Genomic DNA, 18,640 nt, shown 5'->3' on the forward strand with positions numbered 1-18,640 from the left:
AATCACTTGCTGGTGTCTGACGCTTCCTGCTCATTGGCGGGTTTCTCGCTGATGAACAAGGCGCGCGCGAGAATAATGACCACCCCGATGGTGATCGCGGCATCGGCTACGTTGAAGATGAGGAAAGGGCGAAAGTCGCCGATATGCAGGTCGGCATAGTCGATCACATAACCGAAGCGGAAGCGATCGACGATATTGCCAAGCGCGCCGCCCAGCACCAATGCCAGCGCGAGGATCTCGCCCAGCAACCTCTCGCGCAGCATCCAGATAAACACGATAAGCGCAATTCCGGCAGTCACGGCAACCAGGATCCAGCGCATCTCCATGCTGGTCGCCTCGAACATGCCGAGCGAGACGCCGTAATTGTTGGTGCGGGTAAAATCGAAGAAGGGCAGCAGCGGGTAATGGTCGCCAATCTCGGTGAGGCCGAGGTCGTTGACAATGTAGTGCTTCATCCACTGGTCGGCGGCGAAGATCAGCGCGGCGAGCGCCAGCCCATAAGCGCGAAATTTGGCAATCTGGCTCATGCCTCTGCTCCCTGAGCGGCGTCCAATTCAGCGACGACGATCTCGCAGCGATTGCACAAGTCGCCGTCCTCGTCGACCTCGGGCAGCAGCCGCCAGCAGCGCCCGCATTTGGCATCGGCGGATTTGGTGACGGCCACAGTGTCCGTTTCGGCAATGGTGACAGTGCCGCTGATGAATAGCGTTGCGAGTTCGTCTGCGGTGAAGCCTTCGGGCACCGCGCCGGCTGGCACGGCAACTTCGGCCTCGAGGCCCGAGCGGATCGTCTTCTCGCGCCGCAACGGCTCGATCGCTTCCATTACCCGTTCGCGTAAGGTTCGCAGCGCATTCCAGCGCGCGGCATCGGCATCGGCAGACGGAACCTCCGGCCATTCCAGCAGGTGCACGCTGTCGCCGTCCGGATAGCGCGTGCCCCACACCTCTTCTGCCGTAAACACCAGCACCGGCGCGGCGTAGCGGATCAGCGCATGGAACAGCGTGTCGAGCACGCTGCGATAGGCGCGGCGCTCCATGCTACCGGGTGCATCGCAATAAAGCCTGTCCTTGCGGATATCGAAGAAGAAAGCCGAGAGGTCTTCATTCATGAAATCCACCAGCGCGCGGGTATAGGCGTTGAAGTCGTAATCGTTGACCGCGCGGCGCATCTTTGCGTCGAGATCGCCGAGAAGGGTGAGCACGTAACGCTCCAGCTCGGGCATGTCGGCAACATCGACCCGCTCCGCTTCGTCAAACCCGTCGAGCGCGCCGAGCATGTAGCGGAAGGTGTTGCGCAGCTTGCGATACTGGTCGGCTACGCCTTTCAGGATTTGCGGCCCGATGCGGTGGTCTTCGGTATAATCGACGCTCAGCGCCCACAAGCGGATGATGTCCGCGCCGTATTCCTGCATCACCTTCAATGGATCGACGGTGTTGCCGAGGCTCTTCGACATCTTGCGACCGTCTGCCGCCATGGTGAAGCCGTGGGTCAGCACCTGCTTGTAAGGCGCATGGCCGCGCGTGGCGCAGCTTTCGAGCAGCGAGGACTGGAACCAGCCGCGATGCTGGTCGCTGCCTTCGAGATAGAGATCGGCCGGGCTTTCGAGATCGGGCCAATTGTCGCTTTCCAGCACGAAGGCGTGTGTGGTGCCGCTATCGAACCAGACATCGAGAATGTCGGTGACCATCTCGTAATCGGCGGGATCGCGGTCCGGGCCGAGCAGGTCGGCGGCACTTGCCTCGTCCCAGCCGTCGACGCCGTGCGCGCGGATGGCCTCGATGATGCGCGCATTCACCGCTTCATCGACCAGATATTCGCCGCTCTTGCGATCAACGAACAGCGTGATCGGCACGCCCCAGGCGCGCTGGCGGGAGAGCACCCAATCGGGCCGACCTTCGACCATGGAACCGATACGGTTACGACCCTTTGCTGGCACGAGCCGCGTGCGGTCAATCTGCGCCATGGCGGTTTCGCGCAAGGTCGGGTGGTCGGAGATCGGCCCGGAATCATTGGCGGGCCCGCCTTCGTCCTCCCAACGCTTTTCGGCGCGGGACTTAGGGAAGATGTGCTCTTTCGGCTGGTCCATCGGCACGAACCATTGCGGCGTGCAGCGATAGATGACCTTGGCCTTGGACCGCCATGAATGCGGGTAGCTATGCTCGTAATCGGCAGAGGCGGAGAGCAGCGCGCCGGCTTCGCGCAGGTCGGAACAGATCGGCCCGTCGGGCGCGTTGAACTTGGGGTTGATGACGCTGCCCGAGCGTTCGTCCGTGCGCGGCAGCCAGAGCCAGTCTTCCTTGTAGCGGCCATCGGCATCGACCACGAATTGCGGGTTCAGCCCGTGCGCCTTGCAAAGCACGAAATCGTCCTCACCGTGATCGGGCGCCATGTGGACGAGGCCCGTACCGCTATCGGTGGTGACGAAATCGCCCGGCAGCAGCGGACGCGGCTCGGCGAAGAACCCGCCGAGATGGTGCATCGGGTGGCGGCAGATGGTGCCGGCGAGGTCGGAGCCTTTGTAAATCGTGACGCAATTTGCCGTAACTTCAGGCCCGCCGCTTCCATTTTCATTTGCACCGGTGCGGAGAGAAAGCGCGTAACAGAGATCTTCGGCGACAAGGTAACGCTTGTCGCCGTAGTTCACGAGCACATACTCGATATCCGGCCCGTAAGCCAAAGCCTGGTTTACCGGGATCGTCCACGGCGTCGTCGTCCAGATCAGCGCATGTGCGCCGACCAATTCCTTGATCGGCGAGTCAACAATCTCGAACGCCACATCGATCTGCGTTGAGGTGATGTCTTCATACTCGACCTCCGCCTCGGCCAACGCGGTCTTTTCGACCGGCGACCACATCACCGGCTTCGCGCCGCGATAGAGCTGGCCGGTTTCGGCGAATTTCAGCAATTCAGCGACGATGCCCGCTTCGGCCTCGGGCGCCATGGTGAGGTAGGGCTTGTCCCATTCGCCGCTCACGCCCAGCCGCTTGAACTGTTCGCGCTGCACGTCCACCCATTCGGCGGCGTATTCGCGGCATTCCTGGCGGAATTCCTTGGCCGGAACCTCGTCCTTGTTGCGCTTTTTCTTGCGGTATTTTTCCTCGATCTTCCATTCGATCGGCAGGCCGTGACAATCCCAGCCGGGCACGTAGGGCGCATCCTTGCCCAGCAGCGTCTGCGTGCGCACGACCGCGTCCTTCAGCACCTTGTTCAGCGCGTGGCCGATATGGATGTTGCCATTGGCATAGGGCGGGCCATCGTGAAGGATGAACTTTTCGCGGCCCCTCCGGCTTTTGCGCAGGCGCGCATACAGGCCCTGCTCTTCCCAGCGCGCGAGGATGCCCGGCTCTTTTGCGGGCAGGCCGGCTTTCATCGGAAAATCGGTCTTCGGCAGGAAGACGGTGTCCCGGTAATCCCGCTTTTTTGTCTCGTCGGTCATCGCCGAGGGCGATTAGGGGCAAACATGGCGCGCGGCAACAGCCGATCACGCCAGCAGGCTGCGAGCCTTTGCGCAGTCGCGCGCCATCTGGTCCATCAGCGCGCCCAGATCGTCGAACTTCGCTTCGGGCCGGAGGAAGTGGTGGAAGGCGACGTCCAGCGCCTCACCATAGAGATCGCCCTCGAAATCGAAGAAATATGGCTCCAGCAGCTCCTTGGGCGGATCGAATTGCGGGCGCACGCCAAGGTTAGCCGCGCCTTTCAGCTGCTGGCCTGTCGAGAGCACGGTGCCGGTCACCGCATAAATGCCGAAGCGCGGTCGGATATAGGCGCCCAGCTCCATATTGGCGGTGGGATAGCCCAGTTCGCGCCCGCGCTTGTCGCCATGGATCACGGTGCCGCGGACGGTGAAAGGCCGCGTGAGAAGCTGGGCGGCGACATCGGGCTCGCCTGCCTTCAGCGCATCGCGGATGCGGCTGGAGGAGACGGTCTGGCCTTCTGCCGCCACCGGAGCGATGGCGCGCGCCTCTATGCCGACGCCCGCGCCGACATCGCGCAGCACTTCCACATTGCCGCCGCGCGCCTTGCCAAACGTAAAGTCCTGCCCCGTCACCACGCCCGCCGCGCCGAGGCGCTTGGCCAGAAGCTGCGTGACGAAGTCCTCGGCACTCGTGGCCGCCAGTTCGTCGCCGAAGTCGAATACCAGCATGGCGGCGGCACCGGCCTCTGCAAACAGCGCCTCGCGCTGGTCGAGCGTGGTGAGGCGGAAGGGCGGCACATGCGGCGCGAAATGGCGCACGGGATGCGGATCGAAGGTGGCGACGATGGCGGGCCGGCCCTCGGCGCGCGCCCACTCCACGGCTTCGCGCACGACATGCTGGTGGCCGAAGTGGAAGCCGTCGAAATTGCCGAGAGCAACGATGGCGCCGCGCAGGTTGTTGGGAACGGGGCTGAGGTGGGAGAGGCGCGTCATCGGTCCCCCGGTCCCGGCAGCGTCGGCGGCATCGGCCCCAAGATAATCTCTTCGGTGCCGTCGGGCCGTGGCTGGTATGCACCGATCGGCCGGATGCCGTCGCTCAGCACGCGCAACGCATTCTCGCCCATGACCTTGCGGATATCCGCCTCCTTCCACCCATCGTCCATCAGCGCCTGGGTCACCTGCACCAGCTGCGAGGTGTCGAAGCGGGCGGTGACATTGCCGTCGAAATCGCTGCCGAGCGCGACATACTCCGGCCCGACAAGGTCGCGCACATGGCGCATGGCGCGCACGATTGCGGCGGGCGAGGTGTCGCACACGGCACCCGGCCAGTATCCGATGCCGATCACGCCGCCCGTCGCCGCCACGCCGCGAATTTGCTCGTCGGAGAGGTTGCGATTGATGTCGCAGGTCGCCTGCACACCACCATGACTCGAGACGACCGGACGGCGCGCCATGGCGAGAATCTCGGCCACGCACGCCTCGCTGCAATGGGCGATGTCGACGATGATGCCCAGCTCTTCCATACGGATTACGGCATCGCGTCCCATGGCAGTCAGGCCGCCACGTTCGATGCCGTGCATCGATCCGGCCAGCTCATTGTCGAAGAAATGCGTCAGCCCTGCCATGCCGACGCCCGCTTCGTGCAGCACAACGAGATTGGCGAGATCGCCTTCGAGATTATGCAGCCCCTCCACGGACAGCATGGCGAAGACCGTGTCCGGGCGCATTTGCTGTGCATCGCTTACCAGCGCGTCCAGAGCGCGGCCCGGCGCGACCATCACCAGCGCGCCGTCCGAAGCGTCCACCGCCTCTCGCAGCTTCTCGCCGTGATAGAGCGTGCGCTCCAGCAGCGAGGTCCAGGTGCGCACCGGTTGCAGTTGCCCGATGGCGAGTAGGGTGATGTTGTCGGTATCGCCCGAATTGCCGTCATAGTTCTGCCCGCGCGGCGTCTTGGTGACGCTGGAGAATACCTGCAGCGCGACATTGCCATCCTGCAGGCGCGGAAGGTCCATGTGGCCGCGCTCCGCTCGTGCATTCAGGTCGCGATCCCACAACAGCGTATCGCCGTGCAGGTCAACGATGAGAAGCGTATCGTGCAGCGCCTGCGCCTCAGCGCTGATGGCGGGCAGCGGCTCGCCGTCGATGACATTGCGCTGCCGCTCCACGATGCCGGGCGCGAAGATGAAGAAGGCGGCGAGCGCCACCAGCAGCAGCGCTGCCAGTCCGCGTTTACCGGCTGACCACATCAATTAGAACGCGAAAGCTTCTTGTAGCCTGCTAGGACGCGACGGCTTTCCGTTTTGGCGTTTCAAAGCCTTAGGCAAAGAAGATTTGTATTGCTCGATTAAGTCGCTGCGAACCAAGCGCCGTGCGTCCTTATCCGGAGCAGACACCTCGTACACGACAAATCTGTGATCGTCGCCATCTGCACTAGCGTCGCATTCGAGAATTTTTGAACGCTCCCAGGTCTCGATGTCATTGAGCACGTTCTGGTCCAAAAACGCATCAGCGTGTTCGACTTCATGATCAATCAAAGTCACCAGGTATCGATCAATAAAGGGTCCGAACTGATGGTAAGTCAGCGCCCCTCCGATCACGAAAGTTTCGGACGAACCAAATTTCTGTGCGACAAAAAGCGCCTCGGGTATCGAAAGGGCAAGCTTACACTTGTCAGAAGAGGCAAAAAGCACGGCGTTGTGCGATAGAACGACGTTATTGCGCTTCGGTAGACACCCCCCCACCGACTCGTAAGTCTTTCGACCCATCAGGACAGTGTGGCCGGTAGTGGTCTCCCGGAAAAACCGCATGTCGGACTTAAGCCGCCAAGGCAGAGCGTTCTTGCATCCGATTGCACCCATGCGATCTATAGCTACAATCGCCGTCAAAGCTTGCGGTTGGCTGGCCATGAGCGCTTTAGAGTCGATCTGTGGATGCGATTCAAGTGAGTCCTGTTGGCAACACTCTGCAAAGCATGCCGGAAAAGCTGTGGAAATCCACTCACCCGATCCGCGTGATGTGGCCCATCTTGCGCCCCTCGCGCGCTTCGGCCTTGCCGTAGAGATGGACATGGTTGCGATCGTCGGAGAGGTGGCCCCCAAGATCGAGCGCGTCGCCCCCGATCAGGTTCGTCATGGTGACAGTGTCGGACACGCTATCGGTCGCGCCGAGCGGCAGGCCGCAAATTGCACGGATGTGGTTTTCGAACTGGCAGGTGGTCGCGCCCTCGATGGTCCAGTGGCCCGAATTGTGCACGCGCGGTGCCATCTCGTTGAAGACCGGGCCCTGCTTGGTCGCGAAGAATTCCAGCGTCAGCACGCCGACATAGCCCAGCGCATCGGCAACGCGTTTCGCCATGGCGCGCGCCTGTTCCACCTGTTCGCCCACGATGGCGGGGGCGGGCAAGGCGGAGCGGGCCAGGATGCCTTCGCCATGGGTGTTGTGCGCGCTGTCCCAGAAGCGCACTTCGCCATCGCGGCCCCGCACGAGGATGACGGAGAACTCGCATTCGAAGCTGACGAATGCCTCATACACACAGCCGCTTTCAGGAATGCGCGCACCTGCGGCATCTTCGGAGCGGCGCACGACCCACTGGCCCTTGCCGTCATATCCGTCGCGCCGGGTTTTCAGGATGCCGGGCACGCCGATGCGGTCGATCGCCCCTGCCAGTTCGCTATCGTGATCGATGGCGGCGAAGTCCGCCGGACGACCACCCTGTTCCTGGATAAAGCGTTTCTCGCGCACCCTGTCCTGCGCCACTTCCAGCGCGCGTGTGCCGGGTGCCAGCATATCGGCTGGCAATGCCGCGAGCGGGGCAACGGGGACATTCTCGAACTCGTAAGTGATGACATCGCAGCCGCGTGCAAAGGCGATCAGCGCTTCGCTATCGTGCCATGGCGCGCAGGTGAAGGAGTGCGCGACTTCGGCGGCAACGCTGTCGGCCTCGGGCGCGTAGATATGGCAGCGATAGCCCAGCTGGGCGGCGGCCATGGCGAGCATGCGGCCCAATTGTCCGCCGCCGAGAATACCGATTGTCGCGCCTGGTTTTAACAATCCCGCCCCCAATCCGAGCGGGCTGAGCTTGTCGAAGCCCTGCCCTTCTTCTGCGTGTTCTGCGCTATAAAGAAAAGCAGTCCTTCGACAAGCTCAGGGCGAACGGGGCGGGGAATGGTTGTGAAGTGTCTCTGTTAGTCCACCGGCGTTTCGCCGACCTTTTCAGTCTGCGCTGCGCGATACTCCTTCAGGCGCGTTGCCAGCGCATCGTCGCCCAGCGCGAGGATGCTGGCTGCCAGGATCCCCGCATTGGTCGCGCCTGCTTCCCCGATAGCGAGCGTGCCGGTCGGCACGCCGGCGGGCATTTGCACGATGGACAGCAGGCTATCCAAGCCATTCAGCGCCTTGGACTTCACCGGCACGCCCAGCACGGGCAGATGCGTGAGCGCGGCGATCATCCCGGGCAGATGCGCCGCGCCGCCCGCGCCTGCGATGATGACGTGGAAACCTTCATCCGCCGCGCCCTTGCCGAAAGCGTGCAGGCGGTCGGGCGTGCGGTGGGCGGAGACAATGCGCGCTTCATGCGCCACGCCCAACTCATCCAGCACGGCGGCGGCGCATTGCATGGTCGGCCAGTCGGACTGGCTGCCCATCACGATAGCGACCTTGGCAGTCATCGGATCACGAATCCTTCAAATAGTAGCGTTCGCCCGGCTGCATCGCGTCGTCGAACTCGTAGATGATGGGCTGGCCGGTCGGGATTTCGAGGCCGGTAATGTCCTCGTCGGAAATGCCGGAAAGGTGTTTCACCAGCGCGCGCAGAGAATTGCCGTGCGCAGAGATGATGACCGTCTCACCCTTTTCCAGCTCGGGCAGGATCGTGCCTTCCCAATAGGGCAGCACACGCTCGATGGTGAGTTTGAGGCTTTCGGTTTGCGGTACGTCGATGCCGTCATAGCGCGGATCGTTACCGGGGTCGTATTGGTCACCCTTGGGCATTTCCGGAGGCGGCACATCGAAGCTGCGGCGCCAGATCTGCACCTGCTCGTCCCCGTGCTTCTCGCGCGTTTCCTGCTTGTTGAGGCCCGTCAGCCCGCCATAATGCCGCTCGTTCAGCTGCCAGTTCTTGGTTTCGGGGATCCACAACCGCTCGCATTCTTCCAACGCGAGATGCAGCGTCTTGATCGCGCGCTTCTGCACGCTGGTGAAGGCGATGGTGGGCAGCACACCCTTGGCCTTCATCAGCCGGCCCGCCTCGCGCGCTTCCTCTACGCCCTTTTCGGTTACGTCGACATCCCACCAGCCGGTGAAGCGGTTGGCGAGGTTCCATTCGGACTGGCCATGGCGGACGAGGATCAGCTTGGGCATGTGGCGTGTGTCTCCATCAGCAAGAGCGCGCGCCCTAGCTGTCTGCTGGCTTGTTTAAAAGGTTTTGTGATTCGCCGTCGGTCTTTGCCGCCATGCCTTTTGCTTGCGCCTTGCGTTTGCGGAGGTTGGCGCGCAATTGGGCAGCCAGGCGCTCTTCGCGGGATTGATCATTGCTCATGCCATGATATCTGGCGCAAGGATGGCCCACGCTCAAGCTCTCGCTTGACTTTGCGCGCCTTGGGGGACAATAGCGCGCGCCTGCAACAGGTGTGCCGCGGTAGCTCAGTGGTAGAGCGCACCCTTGGTAAGGGTGAGGCCGAGAGTTCAATTCTCTCTCGTGGCACCATTTTTTCTTTCGATTGCGCATCCGCGCAATCATCCTCGGTGCAGTTCCCTCCATTTCGGCTGACGCCTCCATTGCGGGGCACCTGCGGCCGCGCCATTCGCGCTCGATCGCCTGCTTGTCGCGGCCGAGTGTAGGCGCTGATACTCTAGGGATGCGGGCACATAAACAAATTGCCCGCCCACGCTCCCTCACTATAGTTCCGCCCCATGCATGACGACGACACGCTCACGCCGCTCGATCCCGCTTACCGCACCATGTTGCGGATCGAGGGGGCGCTCGCTGCCATTCCGCTGCTGATCCTGGCCATCTCTCTGACGGTCATCCCCGAAGTGCCCAGCATCGTCACGGGGATTGTATGGGCGCTGGTGGCGCTGCTGATCCTCGCCATTATCCTGTACCTGCCCATGCGGCGATGGGCCGCACGTGGCTACGATATGGGGTCGGACCGGCTGCGCGTGGTGAAAGGCGTGATGTTTCATGCCGATACCGTCGTGCCGTTCAGCCGGGTGCAGCATATTGATGTGGAGCAAGGCCCGCTGGAGCGGCTGCTCGGGATTGCGCGGCTGATCCTTCACACCGCCGGTACGCATAATGCCTCGGTCACCCTGCCGGGTCTGCGCCATGCGGATGCGACGGCGATGCGCGAGGATATTCGCCAGCATGTGAAGCGCGAATCGCAATGAGCGAGCTGGACGTGGCCGAAGTAACCGAAATCGCCGATGATGGCTGGCGGCGCGTCAATGCGCTCACCATCATCGTCAGTACGCTGCGGTCGCTCGTCCAATCGATCATCCCGCTTATCGTCCTGAGCGTCAGTATCGGGCGAGACAATGACGGTGGTTCCGTATTCGCTGCTGCGATGAGCGGCATCGTATTGGCCATTATAGCCGCGATAGCTTTCGGCAACTGGTTGAGCTGGTACCGGATGCGCTACCGCATCGGCGATAACGACATCCGCATGGAGAAGGGCGTGCTCAGCCGCGCCGCGCGCTCCATTCCCTATGACCGCATCCAGGACGTCAGCCTCGAACAGAAGCTGCTGCCGCGCCTGCTCGGGCTGGTGCAGGTGAAATTCGAAACGGGCGCGGGCGGCAAGGACGAGCTGGTGCTCGCTTATGTCGACGAGGCAGAAGGCGAAGCGCTGCGCGAGACGGTGCGCTCGCTTGTCGACGCTGCCGACGACACTTCAACCGCCTTGTCGAACCCCGGATCCGGCACTGTCGACACCGCCAAACCGCGTGAGGCGGAGCGCGTGCTGTTCACCATGGATCCGCGCAGGCTGGGCGTTTACGGCCTTTTCAGCTTCTCGCTGGTTATCTTCGCCGTCATTCTCGGCGCAGCCCAGCAGTTGGAATTTCTGCTTCCGTTCGACCTGTGGGACAATGTCGAGCGCTACGTGTTCGATCGCGGATACGAAGAGGCGGGCGATTATATCGGCGGCATGAATATGGCAGCGCGGATTGCCGGCCTGCTTTACCTGGCGGTAGCGATCATCGGCGTCGGCCTGCTCAGCGGCATCATCAAGACTTTCGCGCGAGATTACGGCTTCGCCCTGCTGCGCACCGATAAGGGCTTTCGCCGCCAGCGTGGCCTGCTAACCAAGACCGATGTGGTCATGCCCGTCCACCGAGTGCAGGCGCTGGTGCTGTCGACCGGCTGGCTGCGCCGACGCTTCGGCTGGCACGGTCTTTCCGTCATCAGCCTTGCGCAGGATTCGGGCAGCGCGAACCATGACATCGCGCCCTTTGCGCAGATGGAAGAGATTGCGCCGATTGCCGCCGAAGCCGGTTTCACCTTGCCGGACGAAGCTGCCGCATGGCGTCGCCCAAGCCCGAAATACTACACCGACAGTGCCATCATAAATGTACTGTTCGTCGCGCTGTTTCCCATTGTCGGCCTGATCGTCGCCGCCGCGAACGCCACGACTTTCAACGCTGCAGCTCCGGTGGCGCTGGTAGGGTTCATCCTGCTCGCCGCATTCCTGGCTGTGCGCGAATACTACCTCTGGCGTTTCGACCGGCACGCCCTCGATCCCGAGCAAATCGTGTCGCGGCGCGGGTGGCTGTCACCGCGCGTCAAGTTCGCCAACCGGGTGAAGCTGCATTCGGTCGAAATCGCGCAGGGGCCGATTGCCCGGCTGCGCGGCTATTGCGATTTGAGGTTCGGAATGGCTGGCGGCAGCTTCGCGTTTGAGGGACTAGCGGTAGAAGACGCACGCGAGCTGCGCGCCGCCGTGCTTGAGTCCATCGCCGCAGTCGATTTCGCCAAGCTGGCGCGCTGAGCGCGCTCAGCTCTCGATGTCGGCCCGAACATCCGCCCAGTCGGCATGCTTGCGAAATTGCGCCGCGACATAGGGGCATTGCGGCACGATGGTGAAACCTTGCTCCCGCGCATCGGCTACCATCGCTTCCACCAGCTTTAACGCTATGCCTTTTCCGCGCGCGGCGGGCGGAGTGAAGGTATGGTCGGCAATGCGGGCCTTACCGCGTGCGCGCCATGTCAATTCGGCTGGCTGCTCTGCGCCTTCCACATCCACGCGGTAAGCGCCTTCGGTGGTGTTGTCGGTGACGGTAATCTGGCTGTCTGACACGAAATTCTCCTTCTTGCGCTGAACGCGAGGGAGCGCCATGGCGTTCCGCGATGCAATTCCTCTCCGACAATGCAGCACCCGTGCATCCCAGGGTCTGGGACGCGATGCGCGCTGCCGATGCGCCGGACACGCCATACGATACCGATGCGCTCAGCCGGGAACTGGATGCGCGCTTTACAGCGCTGTTCGGCCGCGAATGCGCGGCTCTGACGGTAGCGACGGGCACGGCAGCGAACTGCCTTGCACTCGCGACGATGGTGCAGCCGCATGGCGGCGTGATCTGCCACCGCGAGGCGCATATCGAGATGGACGAATGCGGCGCGCCCGGCTTCTACCTCCACGGCGCGAAGCTGCTGCTGGCGGAGGGGGAAGGTGCAAAGCTGACACCGGACGGGGTCGGCAAGGTGCTCGCGGGGATCACGCGCGGTGTGCACCAGGTGCCGGCGCATGCAATCTCGATCACGCAGGCGAGCGAATACGGTCTGGTTTACGATGCCGGCGAACTGGCTGCGATCCGTTCTATTGCTAGCGAGCACGGCCTCGGCTTCCATATGGACGGGGCGCGCTTTGCCAATGCCTGCGCTTACCTTGGCGGCTCGGCTACCGATGCGGCGGGCGAGATCGACGCTCTGAGCTTCGGTTGCGTGAAGAATGGCGGCATGGGCGCAGAAGCGGTGATCCTGTTCGATACAGAGAAGGCGGAGATGGTCCGCTATCGTCGCAAGCGCGCCGGGCATTTACAGAGCAAGGGTCGCTTCCTCGCCGCGCAGATCATCGCGATGTTGGAGGACGATATTTGGCTGGAGAATGCGCGCGCAGCCAATGCAGCGGCGGCAATCGTCGCCGATGGCGCGGCGGACAGGCTGGTATATCCGCAGCAGATCAACGAATTGTTCGTCAGCATGGACGCCGCCGAACGCACCGCGCTGCGAGAACAGGGCTTCGGCTTTTACGACTGGGACGACAGCTGCGTTCGCTTGGTCACCCATTGGGCGACCGACCATGACGATGCGCACAAGCTGGCGCGGGCCATCGCCGCGCTGTGAGCGACGAACAGCCCAACATGCTCAGCTGGCGGGTGCTGGTGCCTTTCGTGCTGACCGGCACGATCTGGGGCTCCACCTGGTATGTCATCACCGGCCAGATCGATGGCGTGCCTGCGGCATGGTCGGTCTTCTACCGCTTCGCGCTCGCCACACCCGCGCTGTTCCTCGTCGCATGGCTAATGAAGCGCCGCCTCCGCCTGACGCGCAAGGAGCAAATGCTCGCGCTGGTCGTCGGCATCTTCCAGTTCTGCGGCAATTTCCTCTTCGTCTACCATGCCGAGCTTTACGTCACCTCCGGCATCGTCGCGATGATGTTCGCCTTGCTGATGGTGCCCAATGCGCTGCTGGCGCGGCTTTTTATCGGAGAGCGGGTGCAGGGCGGCTTTGTCGCAGGCAGCGCGGTGGCGATTGTCGGCGTGGCGTTTCTGATCTGGCACGAGTTTACCGCGAACCCCGATGCGGGCGTAATCGGCGGCAATGTGGGGCTGGGCGTCGTGCTGACGATCCTCGGCATCCTCGCCGCGAGCTTTGCCAATGTGATCCAGGCAAACCCGACCGGCCGCGCCGTGCCCATGGTCAGCCTTCTGGCCTGGGCGATGCTGTATGGCACGCTGGCCGATTTGCTTTTCGCGCTGCTTACCGCAGGGCCGCCGCCGCTGCCGACCGGAACGGCCTATTGGGGCGGGATCGTCTATCTCGCGCTGATCGGATCGGTGGTGACCTTTCCGCTGCATTACAATCTTGTGCGGACCATCGGCGCTGGTCGCTCCGCCTACAACACCATCCTCACCATCGCCGTCGCGATGTTGCTTTCGACGCTGTTCGAGGATTACCGCTGGACGCCGCTCACCGCCACGGGGATGGCGCTGGCCGTGCTCGGCATGGTGCTGGCGCTCCGCGCAAGGCGGGCGAAATCCGTGCAGGTGCAGCAGTCAGCGGGATTGCTGCGCTAGGGTTGCCAGCCCTTCGCGATAGGTCGGATATTGCGGCTGCCAGCCGAGCACGCGCTTCGCCTTGCCATTCGCTACACGGCGGTTCTCGGCATAGAAGCCGCGCGCCATGGGGGAGAGGTCCGCCTCTCCCATACTGACAAGCGGCGGCGGCTCCTGCCCCAGCAGAGCGCAGGCATGTTCGATCACGGCATTCTGGCTCGCAGGCAGGTCATCACCCAGATTGTATGCGCCCGGCGGAGCATCGCTCGCCATCGCCGCCATCACGCCGCTGGCGATGTCCTCCACATGCACGCGGCTGAAAACTTGTCCCGCTATGTCGATCCGGTGTGCCTTGCCGCTGGCGATCCGGTCGAACGCGCTGCGCCCCGGGCCGTAAATGCCGGGCAGTCGGAAGACGTGCGCGCCGCGATCGAGCCATGCCGCATCGCAGGCCGCCCGTGCGCTGCGCCTGCCAATGCCGGTGGGCGCGCTCTCGTCCACCCAGGCACCGTTCTGGTCCCCGTAGACTCCTGTAGAGGACAGGTAGCCGAGCCAGCCTTTACCGAGCAGGTCGCCATAGGCATTCAGCACCGGATCGCTTTCGCTTTCACGGTCGGGCGGTACCGATGACAGAACATGGGTCGCTCTCCCCAAGGCGGCCTTCACGCCTTCGGAATCGCCGAAGTCCACATCACCGTCCGAGCCGGTCGCGCTCACTTGCCATCCCGCTGCCTTCGCCGCTGCAGCGATGCGCTTGGCAGAATAGCCGAGGCCGAAAATGAACAGATGTGCCATGCGCGCGTTGTAAACACTCGACGCGCTCACGAAAGATCAAAAGGCTTCATCCATGGATATCGCTCGCACGCCCTCCACGCCAGATGGCAACCAGCACCTCGCCGATGCCGCACCCGAACCGCAGGAACCGGCGATTATCCGGCGCGAGGATTACACGCCCTTCGCGTGGAACTTGCCGGAGGTCCATCTCCATTTCGAACTGGGGCTGGAAGAGACGCATGTCACCGCGAAGTTGAGCGTAGAGCGCAATCCGCAAGCCGAAGCCTCCCCCACGATCCGGCTGAACGGAGACGAGCTGGAGCCGCAATCGGTCGCGGTCGATGGCGAACAGGTCGACAGCTGGACAATGGATGACGGCGACCTGCTCGTGTCACTGCCGGGCGATGCGCATGAGATCGTGATCGAGACGACGATCAATCCCGCGGCCAACACGAAGCTGATGGGGCTGTTCGCCTCGAACGGTATGCTCTGCACGCAATGCGAGGCCGAGGGCTTCCGCCGCATCACGTTCTTCCCCGACCGCCCCGATGTGCTTTCCGTTTACTCGGTGCGCATGAGCGGTACGAAGGCAGCGTTCCCTGTGCTGCTGGCCAATGGCAATCTGGAAGAGAGCGGCGAAGAGGCGGATGGCACCCACTGGGCCGAGTGGCACGACCCGTGGCCCAAGCCGAGCTACCTGTTCGCGCTGGTGGCGGGCGACCTTGTCAGCAACACGGACACCTTCATCACCGCCTCGGGCCGCGAAGTCACTTGCAACATCTATGTGCGCGAGGGCGACGAGGGTCGCACCGGCCATGCGATGGAATCGCTGAAGAAAAGCATGCGTTGGGACGAGGAGACCTTCGGGCGCGAATACGATCTCGATCTCTACAACATCGTCGCCGTGTCGGATTTCAACATGGGCGCGATGGAGAACAAGGGCCTCAACGTCTTCAACACCAAATATGTGCTGGCGGACGAAGAGACGGCGACCGATGGCGACTTTGACGGGGTCGAAGGCGTGATCGCGCATGAATATTTTCACAACTGGTCGGGCAACCGCGTCACCTGCCGCGACTGGTTCCAGCTGAGCCTGAAGGAAGGGTTCACCGTGCTGCGCGACCAGCTCTTCAGCCAGGACATGGGCAGCGCACCTGTCAAGCGCATCGAGGATGTGCGCGTGCTGCGTGGTGCGCAATTCCCCGAGGATAGCGGACCGCTCGCCCATCCGATCCGTCCGGACAGCTACCGCGAGATCTCAAATTTCTACACCGCCACGGTTTACAACAAGGGCGCCGAAGTCATCCGCATGATGCGCACCATGTGCGGGCCGGAGCGCTTCCGGCAGGGCACGGGCCTCTACTTCGAGCGCCACGATGGCGAGGCGGCGACATGCGAGGATTTCGTGAAGGCGATGGAGGATGGCGCCGGTCTCGATCTTACGCAATTCCGCCTCTGGTACTCGCAGGCAGGCACGCCGAAAATCACCGCGCGGCTGGAAAAGGATGGCGAGGATGCGGTGCTGCACCTGTCGCAAGAGGTGCCGCCGACGCCGGGGCAGGAGAGCAAATCTCCCATGCCCATCCCGCTGCGCACGGCGATCTTCGACAGGGAAACCGGGAAACACGGTGGTGAACAGCTGGTTACCCTGACCGAAGCTCAAGGTAGCTTCAGGTTCGGGAATGTTGGCGCGTCGCCCGTGCTTTCGATCAATCGCGGCTTTTCCGCGCCTGTGACCATGTCGCGCGACGTGTCGGATGAAGACCTTGTCTTCCTCGCCGCGCATGATGACGATCCGTTCGCCCGTTACGAGGCCTTGCAGGATCTGGTGGTCGGCCATTTACAACATGCCGTGTCGGGCGAATTGTCGGATGATGACCGCGACAGCGCCCGCGAAGCCATCGCCAGCGCCATTGGCAGCGTGCTTGCCGATGACAGTCTCGACGATCTGATGCGCGGTGAGCTGCTGGTGCTGCCGACAGAGGGTTATCTCGCCGAGACGATGGCAATCGCCGATCCGGGCCGAATCCATGAAGAACGCGCTGCCCTGCGGTCTGCCATCGGCGCGCAGCTGGAAGACCAGTTCGCCGCCATGCATGAGAGGGCGAGCGCGGTGCCATACAGCCTTTCTGCCGAGGCGCGCGGCGCGCGCAAGGTAAAGACGCAGGCGCTGATCTACATGGCCGCCGGCAACCCCGATCGCGGCAAGGCAATGGCATGGGAGCAATATCAGGCGGCCGACAACATGACCGATCGGCAGGGCGCGCTGATGGTGCTGGCAGGTGCGGACGGTATCAAGCGGACCAATGCGCTTCTCGATTTCTACAACCGCTTCAAAGGCAATGCGCTGGTAATTGACAAGTGGTTCTCGTTGCAGTCCATGTCGACGCATCCGGGTGTCATCGAGCATGTAAAGGCGCTGGCAGACCATCCCGAGTTTACGCTGAAGAACCCCAATCGCGTGCGCTCGCTCTATATGGGCTTCGCCGTGAACCAGAACGCCTTCCACGATCCGTCCGGCGAAGGCTATCGCGTGATCGCGGACCTGATCCTGGCGCTCGATCCGATCAATCCGCAGACCGCCGCGCGCTTCGTCACGCCGCTGGGGCGCTGGCGGCGGATCGAGCCGGATCGCTCTGCCCTGATGAAGGCGCAGCTGGAGCGGATCGCCAAGGCGCCGGGCCTCTCTCGCGACACACATGAGCAAGTGAGCCGCAGCCTTGGCTGAGGTCATCCGGTCCGGTCGCCTGAGCGTGCCGCACGGCTTTCTCGACGGCGAGCAGAGCGATGCGAACGCCACCGCCCTTGCCGTGGGCGAGATGCCTGTTGCCATGCTGAAACAGGTGCATTCGCCTGACGTCGTTCGCGTTACGCAAGCGTTCGATCATGGCGAACGGCCTGAAGCCGATGCCATGGTGACGGACAAGCGCGGAATCGCACTCTGCATTGTGACGGCGGATTGCGCGCCGGTCCTTCTGGCCGACGAGATCGCCGGCGTCATCGGCGCAGCCCATGCCGGGTGGCGCGGAGCGCAAGGCGGCGTCATCGCCAACGCCGTTGCGGCGATGGAAGAGCTCGGCGCGGACCGCCGGCGGATTACTGCTGCCATCGGCCCATGCATCGCGCAGGAAAGCTATGAAGTCGGAGAAGACATGCGCGCTGAATTCACGCCGCAGGATCACACCTTCTTCAAATCGGGCGCTTCGGGGAAATGGCAATTCGATCTGGAAGGCTTCGTCGCGAGCCGGCTGAAACTGGCTGGTATTGCCACAGTCGATCCGCTGCGACTCGACACCTATGCCAATGCCGACCGCTTCCATTCCTACCGCCGCGCGACGCACCAGAACGGCGACAAAACTGCGCGCCAGCTCTCCCTGATTGCCCTGCCACGCTGAATAGTTGCGCCGCGCGCAACAGCCCTTGTCATATAACCGCCAAAAGGCGGGTTGATGGCGCGCCCCGCCTCGTCTATCAGCCGCGCCAAGCCGCCGCTCGGCAAGCCTTTGTCTTGCGGTTTCAATACGGGTTATTCCAAAAGCTAAGGGGACGCGATACCGCGACCCCGTGACGGGCAAGCAAGGCAAGGGCATGGCAACCACCACCGGCAATGCTGAAACGGCTGAAGTAACAGCTGAAACTGCGGGCAAGGACGGCGTTCGTCGCCGCGACTTTATCGAGATTGCAGCCGTGTCGGCCGCCGGTGTCGGCGGCGCGGTGACGCTGATCCCGTTGCTGACCCAGATGGCCCCGTCGGCAGACGTGCTGGCCGCCAGCACCACCGAACTTGACATTTCGGGCCTCGAAACGGGTCAGGCCATCAAGGCGGTTTTCCGCGAACAGCCCGTGTTCGTCCGCCGCCTGACGCCTGCCGAGATCGAGGCCGCCGACGCCGTGCCGCTTTCGGAGCTGCGCGATCCGGCGGCGCTTTCGGACATCACGCAGGTCGGCCATGAGGATGTGCTCGTCGTGATGGGCGTTTGCACCCACCTCGGCTGCGTGCCGCTCGGCGCTGCGGAAGGTGAGAACAAGGGCGAGTATGGCGGCTATTTCTGCCCCTGCCACGGCTCGCATTACGACACCGCCGCGCGTATCCGCAAAGGCCCCGCGCCCACCAATCTGGTGGTGCCGGAATACCAGTTTACTTCCGATACGACGATTTTGATCGGATAAGGCGAGAGA

18 protein-coding genes and 1 tRNA gene are annotated in these 18,640 nt (G+C 63.0%); 8 read left to right on the plus strand and 11 right to left on the minus strand.

The features are described from left to right. Positions 1 to 2 precede the first annotated feature (2 nt). The 9 genes from lspA to BMF35_RS13545 form a co-directional block, all read right to left on the minus strand. Positions 3 to 527, minus strand: coding sequence for a signal peptidase II (gene lspA / locus BMF35_RS03775; protein WP_047006976.1), 525 nt, complete (start codon positions 525 to 527; stop codon positions 3 to 5). Next, the gene (gene ileS / locus BMF35_RS03780) at positions 524 to 3,436 is read right to left on the minus strand and encodes an isoleucine--tRNA ligase (protein ID WP_047006977.1); all 2,913 of its coding nucleotides are present in this window, start codon (positions 3,434 to 3,436) and stop codon (positions 524 to 526) included. The genes lspA and ileS overlap by 4 nt, the downstream gene beginning before the upstream one ends. Before the next feature lie 45 nt (positions 3,437 to 3,481). Beyond that, positions 3,482 to 4,408: a bifunctional riboflavin kinase/FAD synthetase gene (locus tag BMF35_RS03785; RefSeq protein ID WP_047006978.1), complete on the minus strand. Its 927-nt coding sequence runs from the start codon at positions 4,406 to 4,408 to the stop codon at positions 3,482 to 3,484. Beyond that, positions 4,405 to 5,661, minus strand: coding sequence for a dipeptidase (locus BMF35_RS03790; RefSeq protein WP_064971415.1), 1,257 nt, complete (start codon positions 5,659 to 5,661; stop codon positions 4,405 to 4,407). The genes BMF35_RS03785 and BMF35_RS03790 overlap by 4 nt, the downstream gene beginning before the upstream one ends. 3 nt (positions 5,662 to 5,664) lie before the next feature. Then, on the minus strand, positions 5,665 to 6,321 hold the full coding sequence (locus BMF35_RS03795) for a dihydrofolate reductase (RefSeq protein ID WP_071961169.1): 657 nt from the start codon (positions 6,319 to 6,321) through the stop codon (positions 5,665 to 5,667). A 91-nt stretch (positions 6,322 to 6,412) separates the two neighbouring features. After that, positions 6,413 to 7,465, minus strand: a complete 1,053-nt coding sequence (locus tag BMF35_RS03800; protein ID WP_047006979.1) for a 5-(carboxyamino)imidazole ribonucleotide synthase — start codon at positions 7,463 to 7,465, stop codon at positions 6,413 to 6,415. A 134-nt stretch (positions 7,466 to 7,599) separates the two neighbouring features. Next, entirely contained in the window at positions 7,600 to 8,082 is a 483-nt protein-coding gene (gene purE / locus BMF35_RS03805) for a 5-(carboxyamino)imidazole ribonucleotide mutase (RefSeq protein WP_047006980.1), read from the minus strand. A 4-nt stretch (positions 8,083 to 8,086) separates the two neighbouring features. Next, positions 8,087 to 8,773 carry a 2,3-diphosphoglycerate-dependent phosphoglycerate mutase gene (gpmA, locus tag BMF35_RS03810; RefSeq protein WP_047006981.1) on the minus strand — a complete coding sequence of 229 codons (687 nt, stop codon included), beginning with the start codon at positions 8,771 to 8,773 and terminating at the stop codon, positions 8,087 to 8,089. 34 nt (positions 8,774 to 8,807) lie between these two features. Further along, positions 8,808 to 8,951 carry a hypothetical protein gene (locus BMF35_RS13545; protein ID WP_156172133.1) on the minus strand — a complete coding sequence of 48 codons (144 nt, stop codon included), beginning with the start codon at positions 8,949 to 8,951 and terminating at the stop codon, positions 8,808 to 8,810. 93 nt (positions 8,952 to 9,044) lie between these two features. Here BMF35_RS13545 and BMF35_RS03815 point away from each other — a divergent pair. The 3 genes from BMF35_RS03815 (at position 9,045) to BMF35_RS03825 (ending at position 11,400) form a co-directional block, all read left to right on the plus strand. Beyond that, a tRNA-Thr gene (locus tag BMF35_RS03815) sits at positions 9,045 to 9,119 on the plus strand. A gap of 206 nt (positions 9,120 to 9,325) precedes the next feature. Next, on the plus strand, positions 9,326 to 9,802 hold the full coding sequence (locus BMF35_RS03820; protein ID WP_047006982.1) for a PH domain-containing protein: 477 nt from the start codon (positions 9,326 to 9,328) through the stop codon (positions 9,800 to 9,802). Continuing rightward, a complete protein-coding gene (locus BMF35_RS03825; protein WP_047006983.1) occupies positions 9,799 to 11,400 on the plus strand; it encodes a PH domain-containing protein in 1,602 nt (533 codons plus the stop codon). Before BMF35_RS03820 ends, BMF35_RS03825 begins: the two co-directional genes overlap by 4 nt. Positions 11,401 to 11,406: 6 nt before the next feature. Here BMF35_RS03825 and BMF35_RS03830 read toward each other — a convergent pair whose 3' ends face one another. Beyond that, a complete protein-coding gene (locus tag BMF35_RS03830; RefSeq protein ID WP_082115685.1) occupies positions 11,407 to 11,748 on the minus strand; it encodes a GNAT family N-acetyltransferase in 342 nt (113 codons plus the stop codon). 11 nt (positions 11,749 to 11,759) lie between these two features. On the opposite strand from BMF35_RS03830, the gene BMF35_RS03835 reads away from it, so the two are divergent. Both BMF35_RS03835 and BMF35_RS03840 read left to right on the plus strand, forming a co-directional pair. Further along, positions 11,760 to 12,755: a threonine aldolase family protein gene (locus BMF35_RS03835; RefSeq protein WP_047006984.1), complete on the plus strand. Its 996-nt coding sequence runs from the start codon at positions 11,760 to 11,762 to the stop codon at positions 12,753 to 12,755. A gap of 17 nt (positions 12,756 to 12,772) precedes the next feature. Then, positions 12,773 to 13,708: a DMT family transporter gene (locus tag BMF35_RS03840; RefSeq protein WP_047007588.1), complete on the plus strand. Its 936-nt coding sequence runs from the start codon at positions 12,773 to 12,775 to the stop codon at positions 13,706 to 13,708. Here BMF35_RS03840 and BMF35_RS03845 read toward each other — a convergent pair. Then, positions 13,688 to 14,482 (minus strand): Rossmann-fold NAD(P)-binding domain-containing protein, encoded by a 795-nt coding sequence (locus tag BMF35_RS03845; RefSeq protein ID WP_047006985.1) that lies wholly within the window; start codon positions 14,480 to 14,482, stop codon positions 13,688 to 13,690. The two genes, BMF35_RS03840 and BMF35_RS03845, sit on opposite strands and share 21 nt — an antisense overlap. A gap of 52 nt (positions 14,483 to 14,534) precedes the next feature. Between BMF35_RS03845 and pepN the strand changes: the two genes are divergently transcribed. The 3 genes from pepN to petA all read left to right on the plus strand — a co-directional run bounded on the left by pepN (position 14,535) and on the right by petA (position 18,631). After that, positions 14,535 to 17,189: an aminopeptidase N gene (gene pepN / locus BMF35_RS03850; protein WP_047006986.1), complete on the plus strand. Its 2,655-nt coding sequence runs from the start codon at positions 14,535 to 14,537 to the stop codon at positions 17,187 to 17,189. Continuing rightward, complete coding sequence (gene pgeF, locus BMF35_RS03855; RefSeq protein WP_047006987.1) at positions 17,182 to 17,856, plus strand: peptidoglycan editing factor PgeF; 675 nt, start codon at positions 17,182 to 17,184, stop codon at positions 17,854 to 17,856. The genes pepN and pgeF overlap by 8 nt, the downstream gene beginning before the upstream one ends. Positions 17,857 to 18,049: 193 nt before the next feature. Next, entirely contained in the window at positions 18,050 to 18,631 is a 582-nt protein-coding gene (gene petA, locus BMF35_RS03860) for a ubiquinol-cytochrome c reductase iron-sulfur subunit (RefSeq protein WP_047007589.1), read from the plus strand. Positions 18,632 to 18,640 lie beyond the last annotated feature (9 nt).

It is taken from the genome of Aurantiacibacter gangjinensis (assembly GCF_001886695.1).
Taxonomy (GTDB): Bacteria; Pseudomonadota; Alphaproteobacteria; order Sphingomonadales; family Sphingomonadaceae; genus Alteraurantiacibacter; species Alteraurantiacibacter gangjinensis.